19 protein-coding genes and 1 pseudogene are annotated in these 18,958 nt (G+C 56.5%); 10 read left to right on the top strand and 10 right to left on the bottom strand.

Features of this window, described 5'->3' with window-relative positions; all coding sequences use genetic code 11:
* Positions 1 to 667: 667 nt before the first annotated feature.
* Complete coding sequence (gene mnmE / locus K9U38_RS19710; RefSeq protein ID WP_224496054.1) at positions 668 to 1,996, bottom strand: tRNA uridine-5-carboxymethylaminomethyl(34) synthesis GTPase MnmE; 1,329 nt, start codon at positions 1,994 to 1,996, stop codon at positions 668 to 670.
* 75 nt (positions 1,997 to 2,071) lie between these two features.
* Here mnmE and K9U38_RS19705 point away from each other — a divergent pair, with 75 nt between their 5' ends.
* The gene (locus K9U38_RS19705; RefSeq protein WP_224496053.1) at positions 2,072 to 4,078 is read left to right on the top strand and encodes a thioredoxin domain-containing protein; all 2,007 of its coding nucleotides are present in this window, start codon (positions 2,072 to 2,074) and stop codon (positions 4,076 to 4,078) included.
* A gap of 4 nt (positions 4,079 to 4,082) precedes the next feature.
* On the opposite strand, the gene rho is transcribed toward K9U38_RS19705, so the two are convergent.
* From rho to hemE, 3 genes are all read right to left on the bottom strand, one after another.
* Positions 4,083 to 5,348 carry a transcription termination factor Rho gene (gene rho, locus K9U38_RS19700; protein ID WP_027230937.1) on the bottom strand — a complete coding sequence of 422 codons (1,266 nt, stop codon included), beginning with the start codon at positions 5,346 to 5,348 and terminating at the stop codon, positions 4,083 to 4,085.
* A gap of 196 nt (positions 5,349 to 5,544) precedes the next feature.
* Positions 5,545 to 6,021, bottom strand: a complete 477-nt coding sequence (gene hemJ, locus K9U38_RS19695; RefSeq protein ID WP_224496061.1) for a protoporphyrinogen oxidase HemJ — start codon at positions 6,019 to 6,021, stop codon at positions 5,545 to 5,547.
* A gap of 78 nt (positions 6,022 to 6,099) precedes the next feature.
* Positions 6,100 to 7,131: a uroporphyrinogen decarboxylase gene (gene hemE / locus K9U38_RS19690; protein ID WP_224496052.1), complete on the bottom strand. Its 1,032-nt coding sequence runs from the start codon at positions 7,129 to 7,131 to the stop codon at positions 6,100 to 6,102.
* Between the two features lie 413 nt (positions 7,132 to 7,544).
* Between hemE and K9U38_RS19685 the strand changes: the two genes are divergently transcribed.
* From K9U38_RS19685 to dnaQ, 5 genes are all read left to right on the top strand, one after another.
* Positions 7,545 to 8,366 (top strand): pyruvate, water dikinase regulatory protein, encoded by an 822-nt coding sequence (locus tag K9U38_RS19685; protein ID WP_370632021.1) that lies wholly within the window; start codon positions 7,545 to 7,547, stop codon positions 8,364 to 8,366.
* 38 nt (positions 8,367 to 8,404) lie between these two features.
* Positions 8,405 to 9,013: a Maf-like protein gene (locus K9U38_RS19680; protein WP_224496050.1), complete on the top strand. Its 609-nt coding sequence runs from the start codon at positions 8,405 to 8,407 to the stop codon at positions 9,011 to 9,013.
* Complete coding sequence (locus K9U38_RS19675) at positions 9,006 to 9,863, top strand: shikimate dehydrogenase (protein WP_224496049.1); 858 nt, start codon at positions 9,006 to 9,008, stop codon at positions 9,861 to 9,863. Before K9U38_RS19680 ends, K9U38_RS19675 begins: the two co-directional genes overlap by 8 nt.
* Positions 9,860 to 10,441 carry a dephospho-CoA kinase gene (gene coaE / locus K9U38_RS19670; RefSeq protein ID WP_224496048.1) on the top strand — a complete coding sequence of 194 codons (582 nt, stop codon included), beginning with the start codon at positions 9,860 to 9,862 and terminating at the stop codon, positions 10,439 to 10,441. The genes K9U38_RS19675 and coaE overlap by 4 nt, the downstream gene beginning before the upstream one ends.
* A gap of 70 nt (positions 10,442 to 10,511) precedes the next feature.
* Positions 10,512 to 11,219, top strand: coding sequence for a DNA polymerase III subunit epsilon (gene dnaQ / locus K9U38_RS19665; protein ID WP_224496047.1), 708 nt, complete (start codon positions 10,512 to 10,514; stop codon positions 11,217 to 11,219).
* 51 nt (positions 11,220 to 11,270) lie between these two features.
* On the opposite strand, the gene secB is transcribed toward dnaQ, so the two are convergent.
* Positions 11,271 to 11,777 (bottom strand): protein-export chaperone SecB, encoded by a 507-nt coding sequence (secB, locus tag K9U38_RS19660; RefSeq protein ID WP_224496046.1) that lies wholly within the window; start codon positions 11,775 to 11,777, stop codon positions 11,271 to 11,273.
* A gap of 105 nt (positions 11,778 to 11,882) precedes the next feature.
* Entirely contained in the window at positions 11,883 to 12,368 is a 486-nt protein-coding gene (locus K9U38_RS19655) for an FxsA family protein (RefSeq protein ID WP_224496045.1), read from the bottom strand.
* Between the two features lie 178 nt (positions 12,369 to 12,546).
* Between K9U38_RS19655 and K9U38_RS19650 the strand changes: the two genes are divergently transcribed.
* The 4 genes and pseudogenes from K9U38_RS19650 (at position 12,547) to K9U38_RS19635 (ending at position 15,280) form a co-directional block, all read left to right on the top strand.
* Positions 12,547 to 13,245: a Tim44/TimA family putative adaptor protein gene (locus tag K9U38_RS19650; RefSeq protein ID WP_224496044.1), complete on the top strand. Its 699-nt coding sequence runs from the start codon at positions 12,547 to 12,549 to the stop codon at positions 13,243 to 13,245.
* A gap of 21 nt (positions 13,246 to 13,266) precedes the next feature.
* Positions 13,267 to 14,364 carry a murein transglycosylase A gene (mltA, locus tag K9U38_RS19645; RefSeq protein WP_224496043.1) on the top strand — a complete coding sequence of 366 codons (1,098 nt, stop codon included), beginning with the start codon at positions 13,267 to 13,269 and terminating at the stop codon, positions 14,362 to 14,364.
* Positions 14,365 to 14,582: 218 nt separating this feature from the next.
* Positions 14,583 to 14,912: pseudogene (locus tag K9U38_RS22165) on the top strand (Smr/MutS family protein); the annotation flags it as partial.
* A complete protein-coding gene (locus tag K9U38_RS19635; protein ID WP_224496041.1) occupies positions 14,909 to 15,280 on the top strand; it encodes a helix-turn-helix domain-containing protein in 372 nt (123 codons plus the stop codon). The pseudogene K9U38_RS22165 and the gene K9U38_RS19635, both read left to right, overlap by 4 nt.
* A gap of 56 nt (positions 15,281 to 15,336) precedes the next feature.
* Here K9U38_RS19635 and K9U38_RS19630 read toward each other — a convergent pair whose 3' ends face one another.
* The 4 genes from K9U38_RS19630 to hslV form a co-directional block, all read right to left on the bottom strand.
* Entirely contained in the window at positions 15,337 to 16,299 is a 963-nt protein-coding gene (locus K9U38_RS19630) for a DUF1402 family protein (RefSeq protein ID WP_224496040.1), read from the bottom strand.
* Between the two features lie 166 nt (positions 16,300 to 16,465).
* Entirely contained in the window at positions 16,466 to 17,773 is a 1,308-nt protein-coding gene (hslU, locus tag K9U38_RS19625) for an ATP-dependent protease ATPase subunit HslU (RefSeq protein ID WP_224496039.1), read from the bottom strand.
* A complete protein-coding gene (locus K9U38_RS19620; protein WP_224496038.1) occupies positions 17,770 to 18,303 on the bottom strand; it encodes a GNAT family N-acetyltransferase in 534 nt (177 codons plus the stop codon). The genes hslU and K9U38_RS19620 overlap by 4 nt, the downstream gene beginning before the upstream one ends.
* Positions 18,293 to 18,847 (bottom strand): ATP-dependent protease subunit HslV, encoded by a 555-nt coding sequence (gene hslV / locus K9U38_RS19615; protein ID WP_106713382.1) that lies wholly within the window; start codon positions 18,845 to 18,847, stop codon positions 18,293 to 18,295. The genes K9U38_RS19620 and hslV overlap by 11 nt, the downstream gene beginning before the upstream one ends.
* Between the last annotated feature and the right edge of the window lie 111 nt (positions 18,848 to 18,958).

Raw genomic sequence — 18,958 nt, 5'->3', positions numbered from 1 at the left:
AGTTCCCACGGGAAGGACGGCAATGAGCATAAGCGAGGTTCGGAGGGCGTGGATAAGTTTCAGGAGATTTTTTTGCAAAGGCGCTCCAAGCACTTTGATCCGTCGTCAGGCTCAGGATGTGGGAGCCCTCTGGGACTGGCCCCCCGGCGCTGTGCGTGGTTCGACAAGCTCAGCATGAGGGAAATAGAGGGCTGCAGGGAGCCATATTCTGCAACGCCAGTCCGTGCCAACGAGTACAACCCGGTGATCGCGCACCCACCACATCCCTCACGGTGAGCTTGTCGAACCACGCACAACACCAAGCCAGGCCGTTATCTTGAATTGGTACGACCGCCCCTCAAACGCCGCCCGTATTGGAGGCCGGTTGCTCGCTCTGGTCAGATTGTGGATCCTCGGGTCAAGCCCGAGGATGACGGCGGTGGGGGCAGCCGTATACTGCTTCGCCGTTGCAATCGAACGATCCGAACGCAGCCCAGTCCACCCACATCCCTCATGGTGCGCTTGCTAAAGCACGCATGGGGCTAGAGCTCGTCGTCATCTTGAGTTGGTACGGTAACACATCCCTCTCTGTCATCCGCGGGTTAAACAGAGGACCGAGGACAATGGCATGGTTGGCCATGGTTCGTACTCCAACCTGGCGAGAACCACGCGCAATGTTTCACGTGAATCACTTGCCGATGCAGAACTGTGAGAAAACCACGTCGAGAATATCCTCGACGTCGACATCACCAGTAATGCGCCCCAGAGACTGCGATGCCCGACGCAGATATTCTGCGCGAACTTCGATCGGCACTGTCGTCCCCTCAATGGCTGCATTGATTTCCCGACACGTCTCGAGCAGCAGTTCCATATGCCGGCGCCGCGTAGGCAATGGATCGGACAGGCTGCCGGCGGCAGCGGACGACCGCTCGGTCAGGACAGCGAGCAGTTTGGCAATTCCATCATCCGTACGTGTTGAAATGACAAGGTCATGCCCTTTAGCGGCGGGCACCAGATCTGCCTTGGTGCCGACACGAAGGATTGCACATTCATCGACATCGGGAAGATGTGCTTCGACCGGGTTGGACAGGTCGGTGAGTGCCAGGACCAGGTCGGCGCTTGCTGCCCGTTGCAGTGCGCGTTCTATGCCAATTTGTTCAACCTTACCGTCCGTCTGCCTTAATCCGGCTGTATCGGTCACGAGAACCGGCAGGCCACCGAGATCAAGTCTCACTTCAATCAAGTCACGGGTCGTGCCGGGTTCATCCGATACGATTGCCACGTCGCTCCCCGCGAGGACATTCAGCAGGCTTGATTTTCCGGCATTGGGGGCGCCGACAATTACCACACGATATCCGTCACGAATCATTGCGCCCCGCTTGCCGTCGGCAACGTGCCTGCCAATACGATTCGCCAGATCTTTGATTTCGGGCCACACCCGGTCCGACACCGATCCCGGTACGTCCGATTCATCGGCGAAATCGAGATCAGCTTCAATCAGCGCGCGTGCGCGAATGAGTTCTGTTCTCCAGGACGCATACAACTGCGTCTGCACGCCCGACGTGATCTGAAGAGCGAGCCGTCTCTGGCTGTCGGTCTCTGCGGCAATGAGGTCTGCCAAGCCTTCTGCAACTGTCAGATCGAACTTGCCATTGCCAAAAGCGCGCCGCGTAAACTCGCCTGCTTCGGCAAGCCTGCAATGTTCGAATGAGTACAATGCTGTCAGCATCGCATCGACGACAGCCTTGCCTCCATGAAGATGCAACTCACCGCAATCTTCTCCGGTGAAGCTTTGCGGCCCGGGAAAGAACAGCACAAGACCGCGATCGATTGGATTGCCCTGGCGATCCCTGAATGTCCGCAGCAACGCCGAACGCGCATCAGGAAGGATACCAGAAATCGTTTCGATAACGAATCGAGTTTGGGGGCCGGATATGCGTATAACGGCGACGCCCGCCGGCAATCTCCCGCTTGAAAGGGCGAAAATGGTTTCGCCAAAAACATGGTGCTGTTTCATTTCCATTCATCCACGCTTAAACTGACCCTCTTGTAGACTGCGGCGAACCCGACGAAAAGAGCGTGAGAATCCTGAATGTTTCAGCAAGCCAATCTGCTCGGACAAGAGTCGAGCCCGTACCTCCGGCAGCATGCCGATAATCCGGTCCATTGGCGACCTTGGGGAAAGGACGCGTTGGACGAGGCGCGCAGCACGGGCAAGCCCATCCTGCTCTCGGTCGGCTATGCCGCTTGCCATTGGTGCCATGTCATGGCGCATGAATGCTTCGAGGATAGCGAAGTCGCTGAGCTGATGAACACGCTTTACATCAACGTCAAGGTAGACAGGGAGGAGCGGCCCGATATCGATCAGATCTATATGGCATCGCTCGCTGCAATGGGCGAGCAGGGTGGTTGGCCCTTGACCATGTTCCTGACTTCCGATGGCAAACCATTCTGGGGCGGAACCTATTTTCCGAAGCATGCACATTATGGCAGGCCGGGCTTTCTCGACGTCCTGCGAACGATCGGCCATGTTTGGAAAGAGGATCGCGTCCGCGTCCAACAGAACGTGGATGCCCTTACGGCCCATGTGAGTGCACGCCTCGATGGCAAAGCCGAGGCATCGCCCCTTGATAAACGGTTGTTTGACCAGTTTGCTGAAAATGTCTTTGGCATGATGGACTTGCGCAAGGGCGGTGTCTCCGGGGCACCCAAATTCCCCAATGCTCCCTTTATGGACGCGCTCTGGCTGTCCTGGCTGAGAACGGGCGCTGGAAACCACAGGGATACATTCATCATCAGCTTGAAGACCATGTTGCAGGGCGGGATTTATGATCACCTCGGCGGCGGTCTGTCGCGTTACTCCGTCGACGAGGATTGGCTGGTTCCTCACTTTGAGAAGATGCTTTACGACAACGCTCAGCTGATACGGCATGCAACATATGCCTTTGCACGAACCGGCGACGAAATCTTCCGTCTCCGAATCGAAGAAACGATCGCCTGGCTCCAGAGGGAAATGCTGGTCGAAAACCGTTTTGCCTCCAGCCTCGATGCCGACAGCGAAGGCGAGGAGGGTCGATTTTACGTTTGGTCCTCCAGCGAAATTCCGGACACCGTCGAGTTTGCGGATTTCCGCCGCGTCTACGACGTTCGGAAGGAGGGCAACTGGGAAGGCAAAACGATCCTTAATCGTCTGCATGCGCTCGAACGTTTGGATCCGACAACTGAGTCGAGATTCGACCGGGCGCGGCAGGAACTATGGAGTGTTCGCGAAAAACGCACACATCCCGGGCGCGATGACAAGGCGCTGACAGACTGGAATGGGCTGGCAATACGTAGTTTGGCAGAAGCTGCTCGCGTCTTTCATCGGTCTGACTGGCTAGAGCTGGCCACGGGTTGCTATCGTTCCGTGTCCGAATCGATGGTTGACGGCAGGCTGCCGCACTCCGTCCTGGGCAGTTCGCGGTTATTCCCGGGTCTTTCGTCCGATTATGCATCCATGATCAATGCCGCATTGTCACTCTATGAAGCGTCACACGACAAGGCATTCCTGGCAGATGCGCGCCATTGGCTCGATGCCCTCGATACCTGGCATTCCACCGAAGATGGTGGCCATGCGCTGAGCGCCTCCGACAGCGCCGACGTGATCATTCGCGTACGCGGCGACCAGGATGAGGCGATACCGAGCGCCACAGGCCAGATCATCGACGCTATTACACGATTGGCGGTCGCAACGGATGACTATATCTTGCGGCAACGCGCCGAGACCATCGCGCAGAAGGCACTCGGCCGCGTGCTCCAGCAAAGATACGGCCAGGCAGGCGTTCTCAATAGCGCCAGCCTTTTGCTCGAGCCGCTGAAATTAGTGCTGGTAACGCCCAGTCGCGACCATGACCTTCTCCGGGTGGCCGACCGTTTGCCAGATCCGCGCCGGACGGATATCTGGATCGAATTTCGCGAAAACGAAAGCATCGAACTTGTGCCGGGTGGCGGCGAAGTGCTCATCAAAAAGCCCGCGGCATTTCTGTGCCGCGGGCTCATTTGTCTTGCTCCAGTGGGAACGGCGGCGGAACTGGAAAACCTGCTCCGGCCAGATCCCTGAAGGCTTATGTATTCATGGAGTCGAAGAACTCGCCATTCGTCTTGGTCTGCTTCAGCTTGTCGATCAGGAACTCGATCGCGTCGGTCGTTCCCATCGGAGCAAGGATACGGCGCAGCACGAATATCTTCTGCAGGTCCTGACGCGGGACGAGCAGGTCCTCCTTGCGCGTACCTGACTTGAGGATATCCATCGCAGGGAATATGCGCTTGTCGGCCACCTTGCGGTCGAGCACGATTTCCGAGTTGCCCGTGCCCTTGAACTCTTCAAAGATCACTTCGTCCATGCGGCTGCCCGTATCGATCAGCGCTGTTGCGATGATAGTCAGCGAACCGCCTTCCTCGATATTCCGCGCAGCACCAAAGAACCGCTTGGGGCGCTGCAAGGCATTAGCATCGACACCACCGGTCAGAACCTTGCCGGATGATGGCACAACCGTATTGTACGCACGGCCCAGTCGGGTGATCGAATCAAGCAGGATGACAACATCGCGGCCGTGCTCGACGAGGCGCTTGGCCTTCTCAATGACCATCTCCGCGACCTGGACGTGACGGGACGCCGGTTCATCGAATGTCGATGATACAACTTCACCCTTCACGGAGCGCTGCATATCGGTCACTTCTTCCGGACGCTCATCGATCAGAAGCACGATCAGGTAGCATTCGGGGTGATTGGCGGTGATCGAGTGGGCAATATTCTGCAACAGGACGGTCTTACCGGTCCGCGGCGGAGCAACGATCAAACCGCGCTGGCCCTTACCGAGAGGAGCCACCAGATCGATCACGCGGGCGGACAGATCTTTGGTGGTCGGATTCTCCAGTTCCATCTTGAATCGCTCATTTGGATAAAGCGGTGTCAGATTGTCGAAATGGATCTTGTGCCGGATCTTTTCCGGATCCTCAAAATTGATTGTATTGACCTTGAGAAGGGCGAAATAACGCTCACCTTCCTTAGGCCCGCGGATGGGCCCTTCCACGGTATCGCCCGTCTTCAGGGAAAAGCGCCGGATTTGCGACGGCGAAATGTAGATATCATCCGGACCTGGAAGATAATTGGCGTTGGCGGAACGCATGAAGCCAAATCCATCCTGGAGGATTTCGACAACGCCTTCACCGATGATTTCAACTTCCTGCGAGGCCAGCTTTTTGAGAATGGCAAACATCAATTCCTGTTTGCGCATGACGCTCGCGTTTTCGACCTCAAGCGACTCGGCAAAGGCGAGAAGATCAACCGCGGTCTTGTTCTTAAGTTCTTGTAGTTTCATTTCCTGCATGTGTGCGGAACTCTTAATTCAATAGGTTTGAAATGGGAAAGGGAAATGACGATGCCTGAATGCAGTGCCACTGAAAATGGCTAAAGATGCTGTGGCGGTATTTCCTAGAGAGGGAGCCCCTATCTAGCCAATCATGGCTGCAAGGGCAAGAGGTTTCATGAATGATATAGATATCTGGGCCAGTTTTTGTGACCGGTCAAAATGGCTTTATGATGACCATGATGACAATAATGACCATTAGCACAGTCGGGACCTCGTTCATCAACCGCCAGAAGCGCGCCGGCTTGCCGTTACGGTCTTCTGCAAACAACTGTACAGCCTTGGAAAAATAGCCGTGCACGCCTGACATGATCAGGACTGCAAGGAATTTCACGTGGAACCAGCCATCTTGGTAGGCCGCTGACTGCCATGCCAGCCAGAGCCCGGCAAGCCAGGTGATACCCATGGCAGGATTGATGATTGCCTTCAGGAGCCGCCGTTCCATCACCTTGAATGTCTCGGACTGTTTCGATCCCGGTTCCTCCGCACAATGATAGACGAACAGGCGCGGCAAATAGAGCATGCCAGCCATCCATGAAATGACCGCAATGACATGGATTGCCTTGACCCACAAATAGGACTGCGTCGGATAGAAAAAGACAAGCAGTATACCAGCCAGGGCAACCACGGCCATGATCGCCCTTGGCAATAGCGGCACACTCCGTGCGTTGGCGTCACTCGATCCCGTGGTTGTCATGCTTTGCTCAACGTCCTATTTGCTTGTCGCGGCCTGGCGAATACGGCTAACCATCTGCTCGACATGGGAAACTGGAGCATCCGGCGTAATGCCATGACCAAGGTTGAAGATCAGCGGTCCCTGGCCCAGTGCGTCAAGAATGGCGTCAATCCCTTCATCGAGAGCACGACCGCCGGCCACGACCCGCAACGGGTCAAGATTTCCCTGTATTGGTCCGCCCCCCTGAAGCGAAGATGCCGACGACAGTGGCACAGTCCAATCCAGCCCAAGTGCCGTCACCCCAGTCCGTTCCCGATAATTGACATAAAGGGAGCCTGCTCCCTTGGGAAAGCCGATGATGGGTGTATCCGGATGTACCGACCGAACTTTTTTCACAATCCGCGCTACGGGTGCGACGCAGAATTTCTCGAAACAGATTTCGTCGAGAACACCGGCCCAGGAATCGAAGATCTGCACGGCATCGGCCCCGGCGTCGATCTGGCGGATCAGGTACTCGGCCGATACGTCGGCGAGCTCATCGAGAAGCTTCTGGAAAGCATCCGGGTTACGATAGGCGAAAAGCCGCGCCGGAGCCTGATCTGGCGTGCCATGTCCGGCAATCATGTAGGTTGCGACGGTCCAAGGCGCGCCGCAGAAGCCAAGCAGCGTTGTCTCGGTTGGAAGTTGTTGCCGCAACAGCCGAACCGTCTCGTAGACCGGCTCCAGCCGATCTGCGGCACCACTGGCTTCCAACCAGAATATACCGTCCACATCGATCGGCGTCATTAATGGGCCGCGGCCTTCCTCAAAGTGAAGATCACGACCAAGGGCGTGGGGAACCACCAGAATATCAGAGAAAAGAATGGCTGCATCGAAACCGAAACGACGGATCGGCTGGAGCGTCACTTCGACAGCCAGGTCTGGCGAATAACACAGGTCGAGAAAGCTTCCGGCGTTCTTCCTCACCTCCCTGTATTCCGGGAGATATCGCCCCGCCTGACGCATCATCCATATCGGAGGAGGAAAGACCGTTTCCCCTCCAAGGACTTTCATCACTTTGCGAACCATTTCCGATGTCTCCACCCTAATCTTACAAAAAAGAAATTCAGATCTATTTTGGTTTTCTGATTCTTAGAGTCTGTTTGTATCGGGAATTACCATAATGTCAGTATTTTCCCACAGCATCGATTTTCGCGGCGTGCCTTGAAGAACGAAATGGCAAATTCCAAAAAAAACGGGGATATGCTCATAAATATAATAATTACAACGGTTTAATATAATACTAACCGTGAACATCCATGTGGATATCTTTGGGATGGAGGACGATGAGTCGCAACAATCCCCAGATTGAGACGCGTGTTGGAAAAGTAGCGCACAGCCAGGCGAACTGTGGATGACTTGCCAATAATTCACATGGCTGGCATCAGTTGTGGACGCTTCGGGATCTTGTCCCCAGCCATCAACAGGAGTTCGAGATTTCTGTGACAAAACCGGTAAATTACTTCCATCTCCACATGATTTCTGATGCGACCGGCGAGACTCTCATTGCAGCAGGGCGCGCAGCAGCCGCGCAATATGCGCATGCAAGGGCGATAGAGCATGTTTATCCGCTGATCCGGACGGAAAAACAGATGAAACGAGTGCTGGACGGTATCGATGCGGAACCTGGAATCGTACTCTATACGATCATTGACCAGAGACTTGCTGCGATGATCAATGATGGCTGTGCGGCAATCGGGGTTCCCTGCGTTTCGGTGCTAGAACCGGTGCTCACGATCTTCCAATCCTATCTGGGGGCGCCTGCAGGTCGCCGGGTCGGTGCACAGCACGTTCTCAACGCCGAATATTTCCGGCGTATCGACGCACTCAATTTCACGATGGAACATGATGACGGGCAGCTACCGCCAGATATAGAAGAAGCTGATGTCGTCCTGATCGGTATTTCGCGTACGTCCAAAACGCCGACCAGCATCTATCTGGCAAATCGAGGGATCAAGACGGTCAATGTTCCCATTGTCATAGGAGTGCCAATTCCGGATGTCCTTGTGCAGTCCGAAAGGCCGTTGATCGTGGGTTTGGTCGCGTCCGCCGAGCGCATATCCCAGGTGCGGCAGCACCGGGTGCTCGGCGCAACACACGGCTTCGACGCCGACCAATATCTCGATCGGGCAAATATCATTGAGGAGCTAACCTACGCACGGCAAATCTGCCACCGGCATAATTGGCCAATGATCGATGTATCCCGCCGTTCGATTGAAGAAACTGCCGCGGCCGTGCTTGCCCTCCGGTCAGAGGGACGATAACGGAATTCATATCACGATCACTCGCTTAAACCGTGGCAATGAAGAGCAAGACAATGAGCATCATCCTCGCCTCCAAGAGTCCGTTCCGCGCAACATTGCTCAAGAACGCCGGGATAGAGTTCAGCGCACGTTCTGCAGAGATAGACGAACGCGCCGTTGAAGCTCCTCTCTATGATAGTGGCGCGACGCCGGAAGATGTGGCGCTCGTGCTCGCAGAGGCAAAGGCACTTGACGTCAGCGAGAAGAATCCCGAGGGCTTGGTGATCGGATCGGACCAGACGCTCTCGCTTGGCGATGAGGTTTTACACAAGCCGGAGGATATGGAAGCTGCACGCAGGCAATTGTTGAGACTGTCCGGGCAGACACACCATTTGAACAGCGCGGTGGTCCTGGCCAGAAACGGACAGACATTGTGGCGGCATGTATCGGTCGCGCGCATGACCTTGCGCAAACTTGATCCGGGATTCATCGGCAGGCATCTGGCACGAGTCGGCCCCATCGCTCTGCAAAGCGTCGGCGCCTACCAGTATGAAGGCGAAGGCGTGCAGCTGTTCGAAAAAGTTGAGGGCGACTACTTCACCATTGTAGGCCTGCCGCTCCTGCCGCTCTTGGCGGAACTCCGTCGCGAAGGCGCGATCGATGGCTGACTTTCCTGCGGCTTTCGTCACCGGATATCCCATTCGCCATTCGCGCTCGCCGCTCATTCATGGCCATTGGTTGCAGAACTATGGTCTGGATGGGTCGTACCGGGCGATCGAGGTGGCTCCGGATGGCTTTGCTGATTTCATTCGGGGCCTGCACAAGAACGGTTTTGTTGGCGGCAATGTAACCATCCCCCACAAGGAGAACGCTTTTGCATTATGCTCGAGGCGCGATGCGGCTGCGGAAGAGATAGGCGCTGTAAACACGCTTTGGTTTGAGGATGGGGTGCTTTGGGGCGGCAATACGGATGCTTACGGATTCGTCGCTAACCTTGATGGCATGAATCCAGGATGGGACCGGCATAAATCAGCCCTTGTGCTCGGCGCTGGCGGTGCCAGCCGTGCCGTGGTGTATGCGCTGAAACAGCGAGGATTCGACGATATTCGGATCACAAATCGTACGGTTGAGCGGGCGCGCGAAATTGCAGACCGTTTTGGCAGGGGTACAAGCAGTCATGAATGGCGTGCAATTCCGGAATTGCTGGAAGGCGCAGCATTGATCGTGAATACCACATCCCTTGGCATGGAGGGCAAGGACGATGGTGCGGTCGATCTGTCGAATGCTGATCGGGACGTATTGGTGACGGACATCGTCTACGTTCCCCTGATGACGCCTTTGTTGCAGAGCGCCAACGCACTTGGCCTGCGCACCGCGGATGGGCTCGGCATGCTGCTGCATCAGGCAGTGCCCGGCTTCGAGCGCTGGTTCGGAACGAGGCCGGATGTAACGCCCGAATTGCGCGAATTGATCATCGCCGACATGAACAGGTCCGCCAGAAATGGCTTCAGCAAATGATCGTGCTTGGTCTCACTGGCTCCATCGGCATGGGGAAGTCGACTTCGGCAAAGATGTTCATGGATGAAGGCATACCGGTCTATTCGGCTGATGATGCCGTGCATAAGCTTTACTCTGGCGCAGCCGCTCCGCTGATCGAAGCGGCATTTCCTGGAACGATCACAAACGGAAAGGTGGACCGGACAAAGCTTTCAACCGCCGTCATGGGCAAACCAGGCAAGCTGAAGCAGTTGGAGGCGATCATCCATCCGCTCGTGCGCGCCGAGGAGAACAGCTTTCGCGAGGCGGCCCGGGCGCAGGGTTCGAAACTGATCGTTCTCGATATTCCACTCCTGTTCGAAACAGGCGCAGAAGGGCGGGTGGACAAAATTCTCGTCGTGACCGCCCCTGCGGAAGTTCAGCGCAAAAGGGTGCTGGATCGGCCGGGCATGACACAGGCCAAATTCGATGCGATCCTCGAACGACAGACGCCTGATGCGGAAAAGCGGGCGCGAGCCGATTTCGTCATTGATACGCGCTACGATTTTGAAGTCACCCGGTCGGAAGTGCGCAAGATCATCCGAATCCTGTCAGGATAGAAGGGGAAACAGTGGATCCGCTCTTGCCCGGGCTGGTCAATTTGTGAAAGTTGGGCAAAAGGGTGATTCCATGCGCGAAATCATATTCGATACGGAAACAACCGGCCTCGACAGGCTGGATGACCGGATTATCGAAATTGGTGGTGTCGAACTCGTCAATCGATTCCCCACGGGCCGCACCTTCCATGTCTATATCAATCCGGAGGGCAAGACAGTGCATCCGGATGCGCTTGCCGTCCATGGTATCGGCAACGAACAGCTTGCGGACAAGCCGCTCTTTGCTGGAATCCTCCATGATTTTCTCGATTTTATTGATGGCGCAAAACTGATTGCCCACAATGCGATGTTCGATATGGGATTCATCAACGCGGAACTCAATCGGGTTGGGCATCCGCCGATCCATAATGACCGGGTTGTGGATACATTGGCCCTGGCCCGCCGCAAGCATCCGATGGGACCGAACTCGCTCGACGCGCTGTGCCGCCGTTACGGAATCGACAACAGCCACCGCACCATGCACGGCGCCTTGCTCGACTCCCAGCTCCTTGCGGAAGTCTATATCGAGCTGATCGGCGGCAAGCAGGCGGCCCTGGGATTGACCATCGCCGAGCAATCCGGAAACCAGCAGTCGACCGATATGGCGGGGTTGATTGTCATCGCGCGACGGCCATTGCCACTCCCATCGCGCCTGTCGGAAGCTGAGCGGCTCGCACACGCCAGGCTGGTGGAAAAGATTGGCGAGAAAGCCCTCTGGAACGAGCGTATCGCAATCCAATAAAAAACCCGGGCAAAACCCGGGTCTTTCATCATCGTCAAAGTGGACGCCCGCTTAGCTGACCTTGGCTTTGGCCTGTTCTTCGGCCATGCGTTGCTGGAACATCTGCGCAAAGTCGATCGGATCGATCATCAAAGGCGGGAAGCCGCCATTGCGCGTTGCTTCCGCAATGATCTGACGGGCAAACGGGAACAGCAGGCGCGGGCATTCGATGAACAGAAGTGGCAGCAGGTGTTCCTGTGGGAAGCCGACGAGCCGGAAGACGCCGCCATAGACGAGTTCGGCGTTGAACAGGACTTCCTTGCCTTCACCAGCCTTGGCGGAAAGCGTCAGGACAACGTCGAAATCATTCTCGGCGATCGGATTGGCATTGACATTGACGTTGATGCTGATGCCGGGTGCCTTGTCGCGCGGACGCAACGACAGCGGTGCGCCGGGGCTTTCGAAGGAAAGGTCTTTCACATACTGCGCCAGTATGTTCAGTGTCTGCTGCTGGGCAGCTCCCTCGCCATTGGTAGCTTCGTTGCCGTTCCCGGCCTTTTCATCGGGCTTTTGAGCCATTGTCTGGAAACCTTCTTTTGTTGCGTCCGCTTTGCGCGATTATCAAATGAATGATGGCTCGCTAGCATGTGTACCGGGACGAGGCAAGGCGCGAGCGTGCTGGAACTATGGTTTCGGGTTCCAGGGCGAATCCGGATCAGGCTTGCTCGAATAATCTTCCGGGTCAAGTTCAATGACGCGATCCTTGATGCGTGTAGCGCCTGGCCGTGTCGGCTGGCGCGTGCCGGGGCCAACCACCACCACGCGATCGCTGATGAAGCGCCAGCCAATATCCCGTATTGCCGGGATAAACAGGAGGAGACCGGCAATGTCGGTGATGAACCCCGGAATGATCAGCAGGAATGCGGCAAAGACAAGCATTACTCCGTGGACCAGCTCGCGCTTTGGCGTGCGGCCAGCTGCGGTTTCTTCGCGAATTCTCTGGATCAGTCCAAAGCCCTGAAAACGCAAAAGGAAAACCCCGAGAAAGATCGACAGTATGATCAGTCCGAGGGTTGGCAGCACGCCGATCTTGCTGCCGACCACGATGAAACCGGCTATTTCCAGAAATGGCAGCGCCAGCAGGAAGAGGGGCACGAACGACGATCGCAAACTAATTTACCTTTCGAAGGAGATATCCGGCTATTATCCATACCCGGCGTCAATTTCATGCCTATATAGGAAGTCAAGATGAGCATTTGTATGATTGCGCTTGGCAATCTATATGTTTTTGGTATTTCGGCAAAAGATTGAAGACTGACAGCAAATTCTGGGATGAATGGCAGGCGACATGGAATATCTGGACTTCGGAACGATTTTCTTCTTCGTGGCAGCGGTGGTGATCTTCCTCCAGCTGCGCAAGGTCCTTGGTCGCCGTACCGGCAACGAACGTCCGCCTTTCAACCCTTACACAAGGACAGCCGAGGTCGACGACAAGGCGAAGCCCGGTGACAACGTGGTCTCGCTGCCGCGCCGTGGCGGTGAGGTGAAGGAAAGCACCTTCGAGAAGGTGGACGCGATTGCCAAGCCAGGTACGCCGCTCAACGATGGTCTGCGCGCCATCCAGAACGCCGATCCATCATTCGAACCCGCCAAATTCCTGGACGGCTCGAAAATGGCCTATGAGATGATCGTCATGTCCTTTGCCGACGGCGATCGCAAGACGCTGAAGTCACTGCTGTCACGGGAAGTGTATGATGGCTTCGTGGCCGCCATCGCCGACCGGGAGTCGCGGGGCGAAAAGGTGCAATCATCCTTCGTCGGCATCAACAAGGCGGACATTATCGGCGCAGAGATGAAGGGCACCGAGGCCCATGTGACGGTGCGTGTCGTCAGCGAGCTGATTTCGGCCACGCTGGACAAGGACGGCGCGGTGATCGATGGCGACAAGGAATCGGTCGCGGAGGTCAAGGATGTCTGGACTTTCGCTCGCGATACGAGGTCGAAAGACCCGAACTGGAAACTGGTCGCCACCGAAGCCGAAGATTGATCGCCATCGAGACCTGAAGCCATGCTGTCGCCTCTGTTCAAACCGGTGGATTTTCCCGATTGTCCGGGTTGGGAAGCCGACAGCCACTTGCAAGCTTTCGAGGCTTTTGTTCGATGCGCTGAGCGGGCTGTCGAAAAGCCGTATCGATCCGGATCTCTCGGGATAAGCTTCGAAGCGCTTGCGCCGATCTTCGCTGATTCACGTGAAACACCCGTCGAATCCGATGGCGGGGCGCGGCAGTTCTTCGAGAAATGGTTCCGTCCCGCCCGCATTGAGAGTACCGACGCCTCGGATGGGTTTGTTACGGGGTTCTATGAACCGGAAGTTGTGGCATCGGCGTTACGCACTGATCGGTTCAAGGTTCCATTTCTGGCTCGCCCCGCCGACCTGGTCGATGTCGATGACGTCAACCGGCCGAACGGCTTTGATCCCTACTTTGCCTTCGCCCGGCAAACTCCGGCCGGTCTCATCGAATATTTTGACCGACCCGCCATCGAGAGTGGGGCGCTTGATGACCGGGGCCTGGAAATCGCGTTTGTGGAAAGCCCTGTCGATGCCTTCTTTATCCACGTTCAGGGCGCTGCCCGGTTGAAAATGACCGATGGCCGTCTGCGCCGGATAACCTACGCCGCAAAAACCGGGCACCGGTTCACCGGCATCGGCAAATTACTCCTCGACAGCGGCGAAGTAGCGCCGCAGAACATGTCCATGCAGTCGATCCGGGCCTGGCTTGCCGATCATCCGGACAAGGCTCAAGCACTCATGTGGAACAACCGTTCCTATATTTTCTTTCGAGAAGCCGACGTCGAAGATCCGTCCCTTGGCCCAATCGCAGCGGCGAAGGTGCCGCTGACCGGTGGCCGATCCCTCGCCGTCGACCGATTGCTTCATACGTTCGGCACGCCATTCTTTATCCATGCGCCGGACCTGACCGCTTTTGGTGGCGACCGTTTCGCCCGACTGATGATCGCGCAGGATACGGGCTCAGCCATCGTCGGACCTGCACGAGGCGATCTCTTTGCCGGCTCGGGCGATGCGGCAGGCGAGATCGCCGGGGGTATCCGCAACGGGGCGGACTTCTACGCCCTTGTTCCGCGCTCGCTGATAAATCCAAAATGAAAAAGAAGGTCGCGCAAGACGGATTTGCTACGCTGGAGGACAGGATTCTCTGGGAAACGGTGGCAAGGACAACCCGTCCACTCAAGGGCAAGGACAAACCCGCCTTTCTGGACGAAGGGGCACAGGAAAAGCCAACCCTTCACCCATCGGCGCCGGAGGTTTCGAAGCCTCCACTGCGATCTGAAGTCAGGCCCGAGCCTGCACATCGGCTGCACCGCATTGATCGTCCAACGCAAAAAAAGATCGCCAAGGGACGTGTCGTCATCGATGCCAGGATCGACCTTCATGGCCTCACCCAAAGTGAAGCCTATGGTCTGCTCCTCGGATTTCTCCAGCGGGCGCACCTGCGCAAGCTACGCCATGTTCTGGTGATCACAGGCAAGGGATCGTCAATGGGAAGCGATGGTGTGCTGCGGCAGGCGGTGCCGCACTGGTTTTCCACCCCGTCTTTTCGCATTCTCGTCAATGGCTATGAGGATGCGGCCCGCAATCACGGAGGCACGGGGGCAATCTACGTGCGCATGCGCCGGCAATCGGAGGCATCATGACGCCCTTTGGCGAGAAACTGCGCGACCTGCGCGCTGAGCGCGGCATCTCGCAAAAGGAAATGGCGAAAGCGATCGGGGTGTCCGCCGCCTATCTCTCGGCGTTGGAGCATGGCAGACGGGGCCAGCCAACCTGGGACAAGCTGCAGCGCATCATTCAGTATTTCAACATCATCTGGGATGAAGCGGAGGAGTTGCAGAAACTGGCTTTGATGTCGGATCCGCGCATAACAATCGACACGGGCGGGCTGTCGCCGGCGGCAACGGAGCTTGCAAACCTGCTCGCAGCAAAGATCGGCGAAATCGACGCCGAGACGGCCCAAGCCCTGATCCAGAAACTGAAATCATTACCGGAACGGCGCAGGCGCTGACTCGAGCAATTCCGTCGAAAGCGGGAACTGCGTCTGGAACTGCGATTTATCGGATATCAGAACAGCGACCGCAACTGATCGATTTTTTCATTGACCAGCCAGCCATAGTAATTCTCTTCCGGAAATTGCAGCTCTTGTCCGGTGGCAATACGTTCGGCATTGATGTTGGCCAGCGCCTGGGCTCGACTGTCAGCGCCACCGGTATTGTATAGCGTGGCCGTGATGCCCGGATTCTGCGAAATGTCGAAATCAGCAACGCGACGGTAAACGTCGATGGAATGCTTCAGTGCGGCGGCCATGTAGGGCAGGGTAAGGTCCGGATCCATGATCGTCTTATAGACGTCTGCGGCGTGGTCGGCATCAAGTTTCGGCAACCCCGAATAGCGATTGACCATGTCAGTCATCTGCAATGCAATCAGAGGACTGAGCTGGCCGAGGCCAAAGCTCTGCCCGGCATAGAAAGGCTGGAAGAACACTGCGCTGAAACGATTGTCCGGGAACTGTTTCCCGCCCACCGTCTTGCCACGGAAATTTTGTTCCCAGACATTCTCTCGGCATGCCCACAGGCGCAGGCTGTCCTTGAACTGGGCGCAAGAGGAGAACTGGGGACGCTTGACGAACGCGCCGATGGTCTCACCCTGGTAATCGAAGCTCAGGCCCTGCTTTACATAGGAAATCGCCTTGACGTAGTAGGTCTGCAGCCGGTCGTAGGCGTCGACATTGTAGGTGTGCTCTCCTATGAGCGCGCCGGCAATATGAACGGGATCGATGCCGTAGGTTCGAGCTACACTGGCGATCTTCGAACGCAGTTTGGAGTCGCTCTTGAGCAGATTGTAGATTTTCTGATACTTCGCCTCATAGGTGGTGTTCATCTCGCGCGTCCGCTTTGCGGAAGCGGCAGGCACGCCCGGCTGACTTGCGTTGCGATTTCCCTCAGGCACGACCGTTACGGCAACTGCCGGCTGCAGCGCGCCGGAGAAGAACAGGCAGCTCGCTATGAGGATCAAGTGGCGTTTCATCATCAGTCCCAAGTTACGATCAGGCGTTCCGAATAGCGGCTTGCTCGGTCGAAAGCCAGAAAAACCTAAACTGACCACCATTGTGGGACAAAAACGCCCCCTCGCTTTGCGAGGGGGCGTAAGGGATAAGCGACGTTTTTTCAGACAGAAAGCTAGCAACCAGGCATCAAAGAATGAATCTCGACAGATCGCTGTTCTTGGCGAGATCTCCGACAGTTTCCCGTACATACTTGGCGTCGATCGTGTGCTCGGCACCGGATTTGTCGGGTGCATTGAATGAAATGTCATCGAGCACCCGTTCCATGACGGTCTGAAGGCGCCGTGCACCGATGTTCTCGACCGTCGAGTTCAGGTCGACGGCTATGTCGGCCAGCGCGTCGATCGCGTCATCGGTGATATTGAGCGTGACCTCTTCCGTGGCCATCAGAGCGATATATTGCTTGAGCAGGCTCGCTTCTGGCTCAGTCAGGATGCGGCGCATGTCGTCGCGCGACAGGGCGCTGAGTTCCACGCGGATCGGAAGACGTCCCTGCAACTCCGGCAGGAGATCGGACGGCTTCGAAACATGAAAGGCGCCAGATGCAATGAAAAGGATATGGTCGGTTTTGATGGGACCATATTTCGTCGCAACGGTCGTTCCTTCCACCAGCGGCAGCAAATCGCGCTGCACGCCTTCGCGCGAGACGCCCGCACCGACGCCCCCATCGCGAGCCGCTATCTTGTCGATTTCGTCGAGGAAGACGATGCCGTCGTCCTCGGCCGAGCGCAATGCTTCCTGGGTGATCTGGTCCTGATCGAGAAGCTTGTCGGACTCGTCATTGATCAACACGGAGTAGGACTCCTTGACGGTCGTCTTGACGGTCTTGGTACGTCCGCCCATGGCCTTACCCAACATGTCGCTGAGGTTGAGCACCCCGATATTGGCGCCCGGCATGCCCGGCAGCTCGAAGTTCGGCATGCCTGAGCCGCTATCGGCGATCTCGACCTCGATCTCCTTGTCGTCGATAAGTCCATCGCGCAATTTCTTGCGGAAACTGTCACGGGTAGCGGGACTTGCGGTCTTGCCTACCAACGCGTCAAGGACCCGTTCCTCAGCATTGACATGCGCCTTGGCCTTTACCTCTTCGCGTTTTCGTTCGCGGACCAGACCGATAGCCACTTCGACGAGATCGCGAATGATCTGTTCGACATCGCGGCCGACATAACCGACTTCGGTAAATTTGGTGGCTTCAACCTTGATGAAAGGTGCACCGGCGAGCTTGGCGAGACGGCGGGAGATTTCCGTCTTGCCGACGCCGGTCGGTCCGATCATCAGTATGTTTTTTGGCATGACCTCTTCGCGCATCTGGCCTTCCAGCTGCTGGCGGCGCCAGCGGTTGCGTAGCGCGATAGCGACGGCACGTTTCGCGTCCTTCTGACCGATAATGTAGCGATCGAGTTCAGAGACGATTTCGCGGGGAGAAAATGTTGTCATTGTATTCTCGTTTCATCTGGACAAAGTTCAGGGTTGTCCCGCGCCATCAAAAGGGCAGGACCGTAAATTGAAGTGCGGGTGTCAAAAGCAATGAAACCCGCTTTTTTGTATGCCTTGACCGCTTGGCCGTTGGCGGGATCCGGATCGACGATCACCCGGGGCACACCCTCTTCGAAAAGCAACGACACGAATTCATCGAGCAATCGGGGCCCATGCCCTTGACCAACCAGATCCGGCTCGCCAATAAATTCGTCGAGCCCCAGTGTTCCAGTCGGCTGGTCCTGGTAAGGATGGTCATCCTCCAGATGCGGGTCGTAGGTCTGCAGGTAACCGATCGCCTCATCCCCGAGCATGATTATGAAAGGTTCTACGGAAACGCTGTCCATATGCTCGACGATCGATGCCATCTCTTCCTCGGGATCACCCCACCACTTCGCTACATGCGGCTCCGCCAGCCAGTCCGATATCATATTCAGATGGCGGGGTTCGACCGGAATGAAGCGATAATGATAGGCGGGTTCATTCGGCATCGAGGCTCTCGAGTGTGACGCTCGTGTTCGTGTAGATGCAGATGTCAGCGGCAATCTGCATGGACCGACGGGCAATCTCTTCAGCGCTCAGATCGGTGTCGGCCAACGCTCGCGCCGCCGCCAGCGCGTAGTTGCCGCCAGATCCAATCGCCATGACACCATGCTCCGGCTCAAGCACATCACCAGTACCGGTAAGCGCAAGTGTCACTGACTTGTCGGCAACCAGCATCATCGCTTCGAGGCGGCGCAAATAGCGGTCGGTACGCCAATCCTTGGCGAGTTCGACACAGGCGCGCATCAACTGGTCGGGATATTGCTCCAGCTTGCTTTCCAGCCGCTCCAAAAGGGTGAAGGCATCGGCGGTTGCGCCGGCGAATCCGGCGATGACATTGCCTTTGCCGATGCGGCGCACCTTGCGGGCATTGCCTTTCATGACGGTATTGCCAAGGCTGACCTGTCCGTCGCCGGCGATGACCACCTTGCCGTTCTTGCGAACGGTCACGATGGTGGTTCCGTACATTGTTGATGGGTTATGTTCTTGCATTCGGATCTCCTTCAAGCAGGCTCGATTATGCCCCAATTGGCAGCAGATCGAACCCCTTCTGTGACACTTATGTATGAAGCGGACGAAGAATTGCAAATCGTAGCAAGAAGC

The sequence above is a fragment of the Phyllobacterium lublinensis genome (genome assembly GCF_020164435.1).
Taxonomy (GTDB): Bacteria; Pseudomonadota; Alphaproteobacteria; order Rhizobiales; family Rhizobiaceae; genus Phyllobacterium; species Phyllobacterium lublinensis.
The sequence above is the reverse complement of the archived record's forward strand: the minus strand, read 5'-3'. Positions and strand labels throughout refer to the sequence as shown.

Coding starts and splice junctions, on each gene's coding strand:
- mnmE (WP_224496054.1), bottom strand. CDS start 1,996: ATGAAACAGCACCATGTTTTTGGCGAAACCATTTTCGCCCTTTCAAGC.
- K9U38_RS19705 (WP_224496053.1), top strand. CDS start 2,072: ATGTTTCAGCAAGCCAATCTGCTCGGACAAGAGTCGAGCCCGTACCTC.
- rho (WP_027230937.1), bottom strand. CDS start 5,348: ATGCAGGAAATGAAACTACAAGAACTTAAGAACAAGACCGCGGTTGAT.
- hemJ (WP_224496061.1), bottom strand. CDS start 6,021: ATGGCCGTGGTTGCCCTGGCTGGTATACTGCTTGTCTTTTTCTATCCG.
- hemE (WP_224496052.1), bottom strand. CDS start 7,131: ATGGTTCGCAAAGTGATGAAAGTCCTTGGAGGGGAAACGGTCTTTCCT.
- K9U38_RS19680 (WP_224496050.1), top strand. CDS start 8,405: ATGAAGAGCAAGACAATGAGCATCATCCTCGCCTCCAAGAGTCCGTTC.
- K9U38_RS19675 (WP_224496049.1), top strand. CDS start 9,006: ATGGCTGACTTTCCTGCGGCTTTCGTCACCGGATATCCCATTCGCCAT.
- coaE (WP_224496048.1), top strand. CDS start 9,860: ATGATCGTGCTTGGTCTCACTGGCTCCATCGGCATGGGGAAGTCGACT.
- dnaQ (WP_224496047.1), top strand. CDS start 10,512: ATGCGCGAAATCATATTCGATACGGAAACAACCGGCCTCGACAGGCTG.
- secB (WP_224496046.1), bottom strand. CDS start 11,777: ATGGCTCAAAAGCCCGATGAAAAGGCCGGGAACGGCAACGAAGCTACC.
- K9U38_RS19650 (WP_224496044.1), top strand. CDS start 12,547: ATGGAATATCTGGACTTCGGAACGATTTTCTTCTTCGTGGCAGCGGTG.
- mltA (WP_224496043.1), top strand. CDS start 13,267: ATGCTGTCGCCTCTGTTCAAACCGGTGGATTTTCCCGATTGTCCGGGT.
- K9U38_RS19635 (WP_224496041.1), top strand. CDS start 14,909: ATGACGCCCTTTGGCGAGAAACTGCGCGACCTGCGCGCTGAGCGCGGC.
- K9U38_RS19630 (WP_224496040.1), bottom strand. CDS start 16,299: ATGAAACGCCACTTGATCCTCATAGCGAGCTGCCTGTTCTTCTCCGGC.
- hslU (WP_224496039.1), bottom strand. CDS start 17,773: ATGACAACATTTTCTCCCCGCGAAATCGTCTCTGAACTCGATCGCTAC.
- K9U38_RS19620 (WP_224496038.1), bottom strand. CDS start 18,303: ATGCCGAATGAACCCGCCTATCATTATCGCTTCATTCCGGTCGAACCC.
- hslV (WP_106713382.1), bottom strand. CDS start 18,847: ATGCAAGAACATAACCCATCAACAATGTACGGAACCACCATCGTGACC.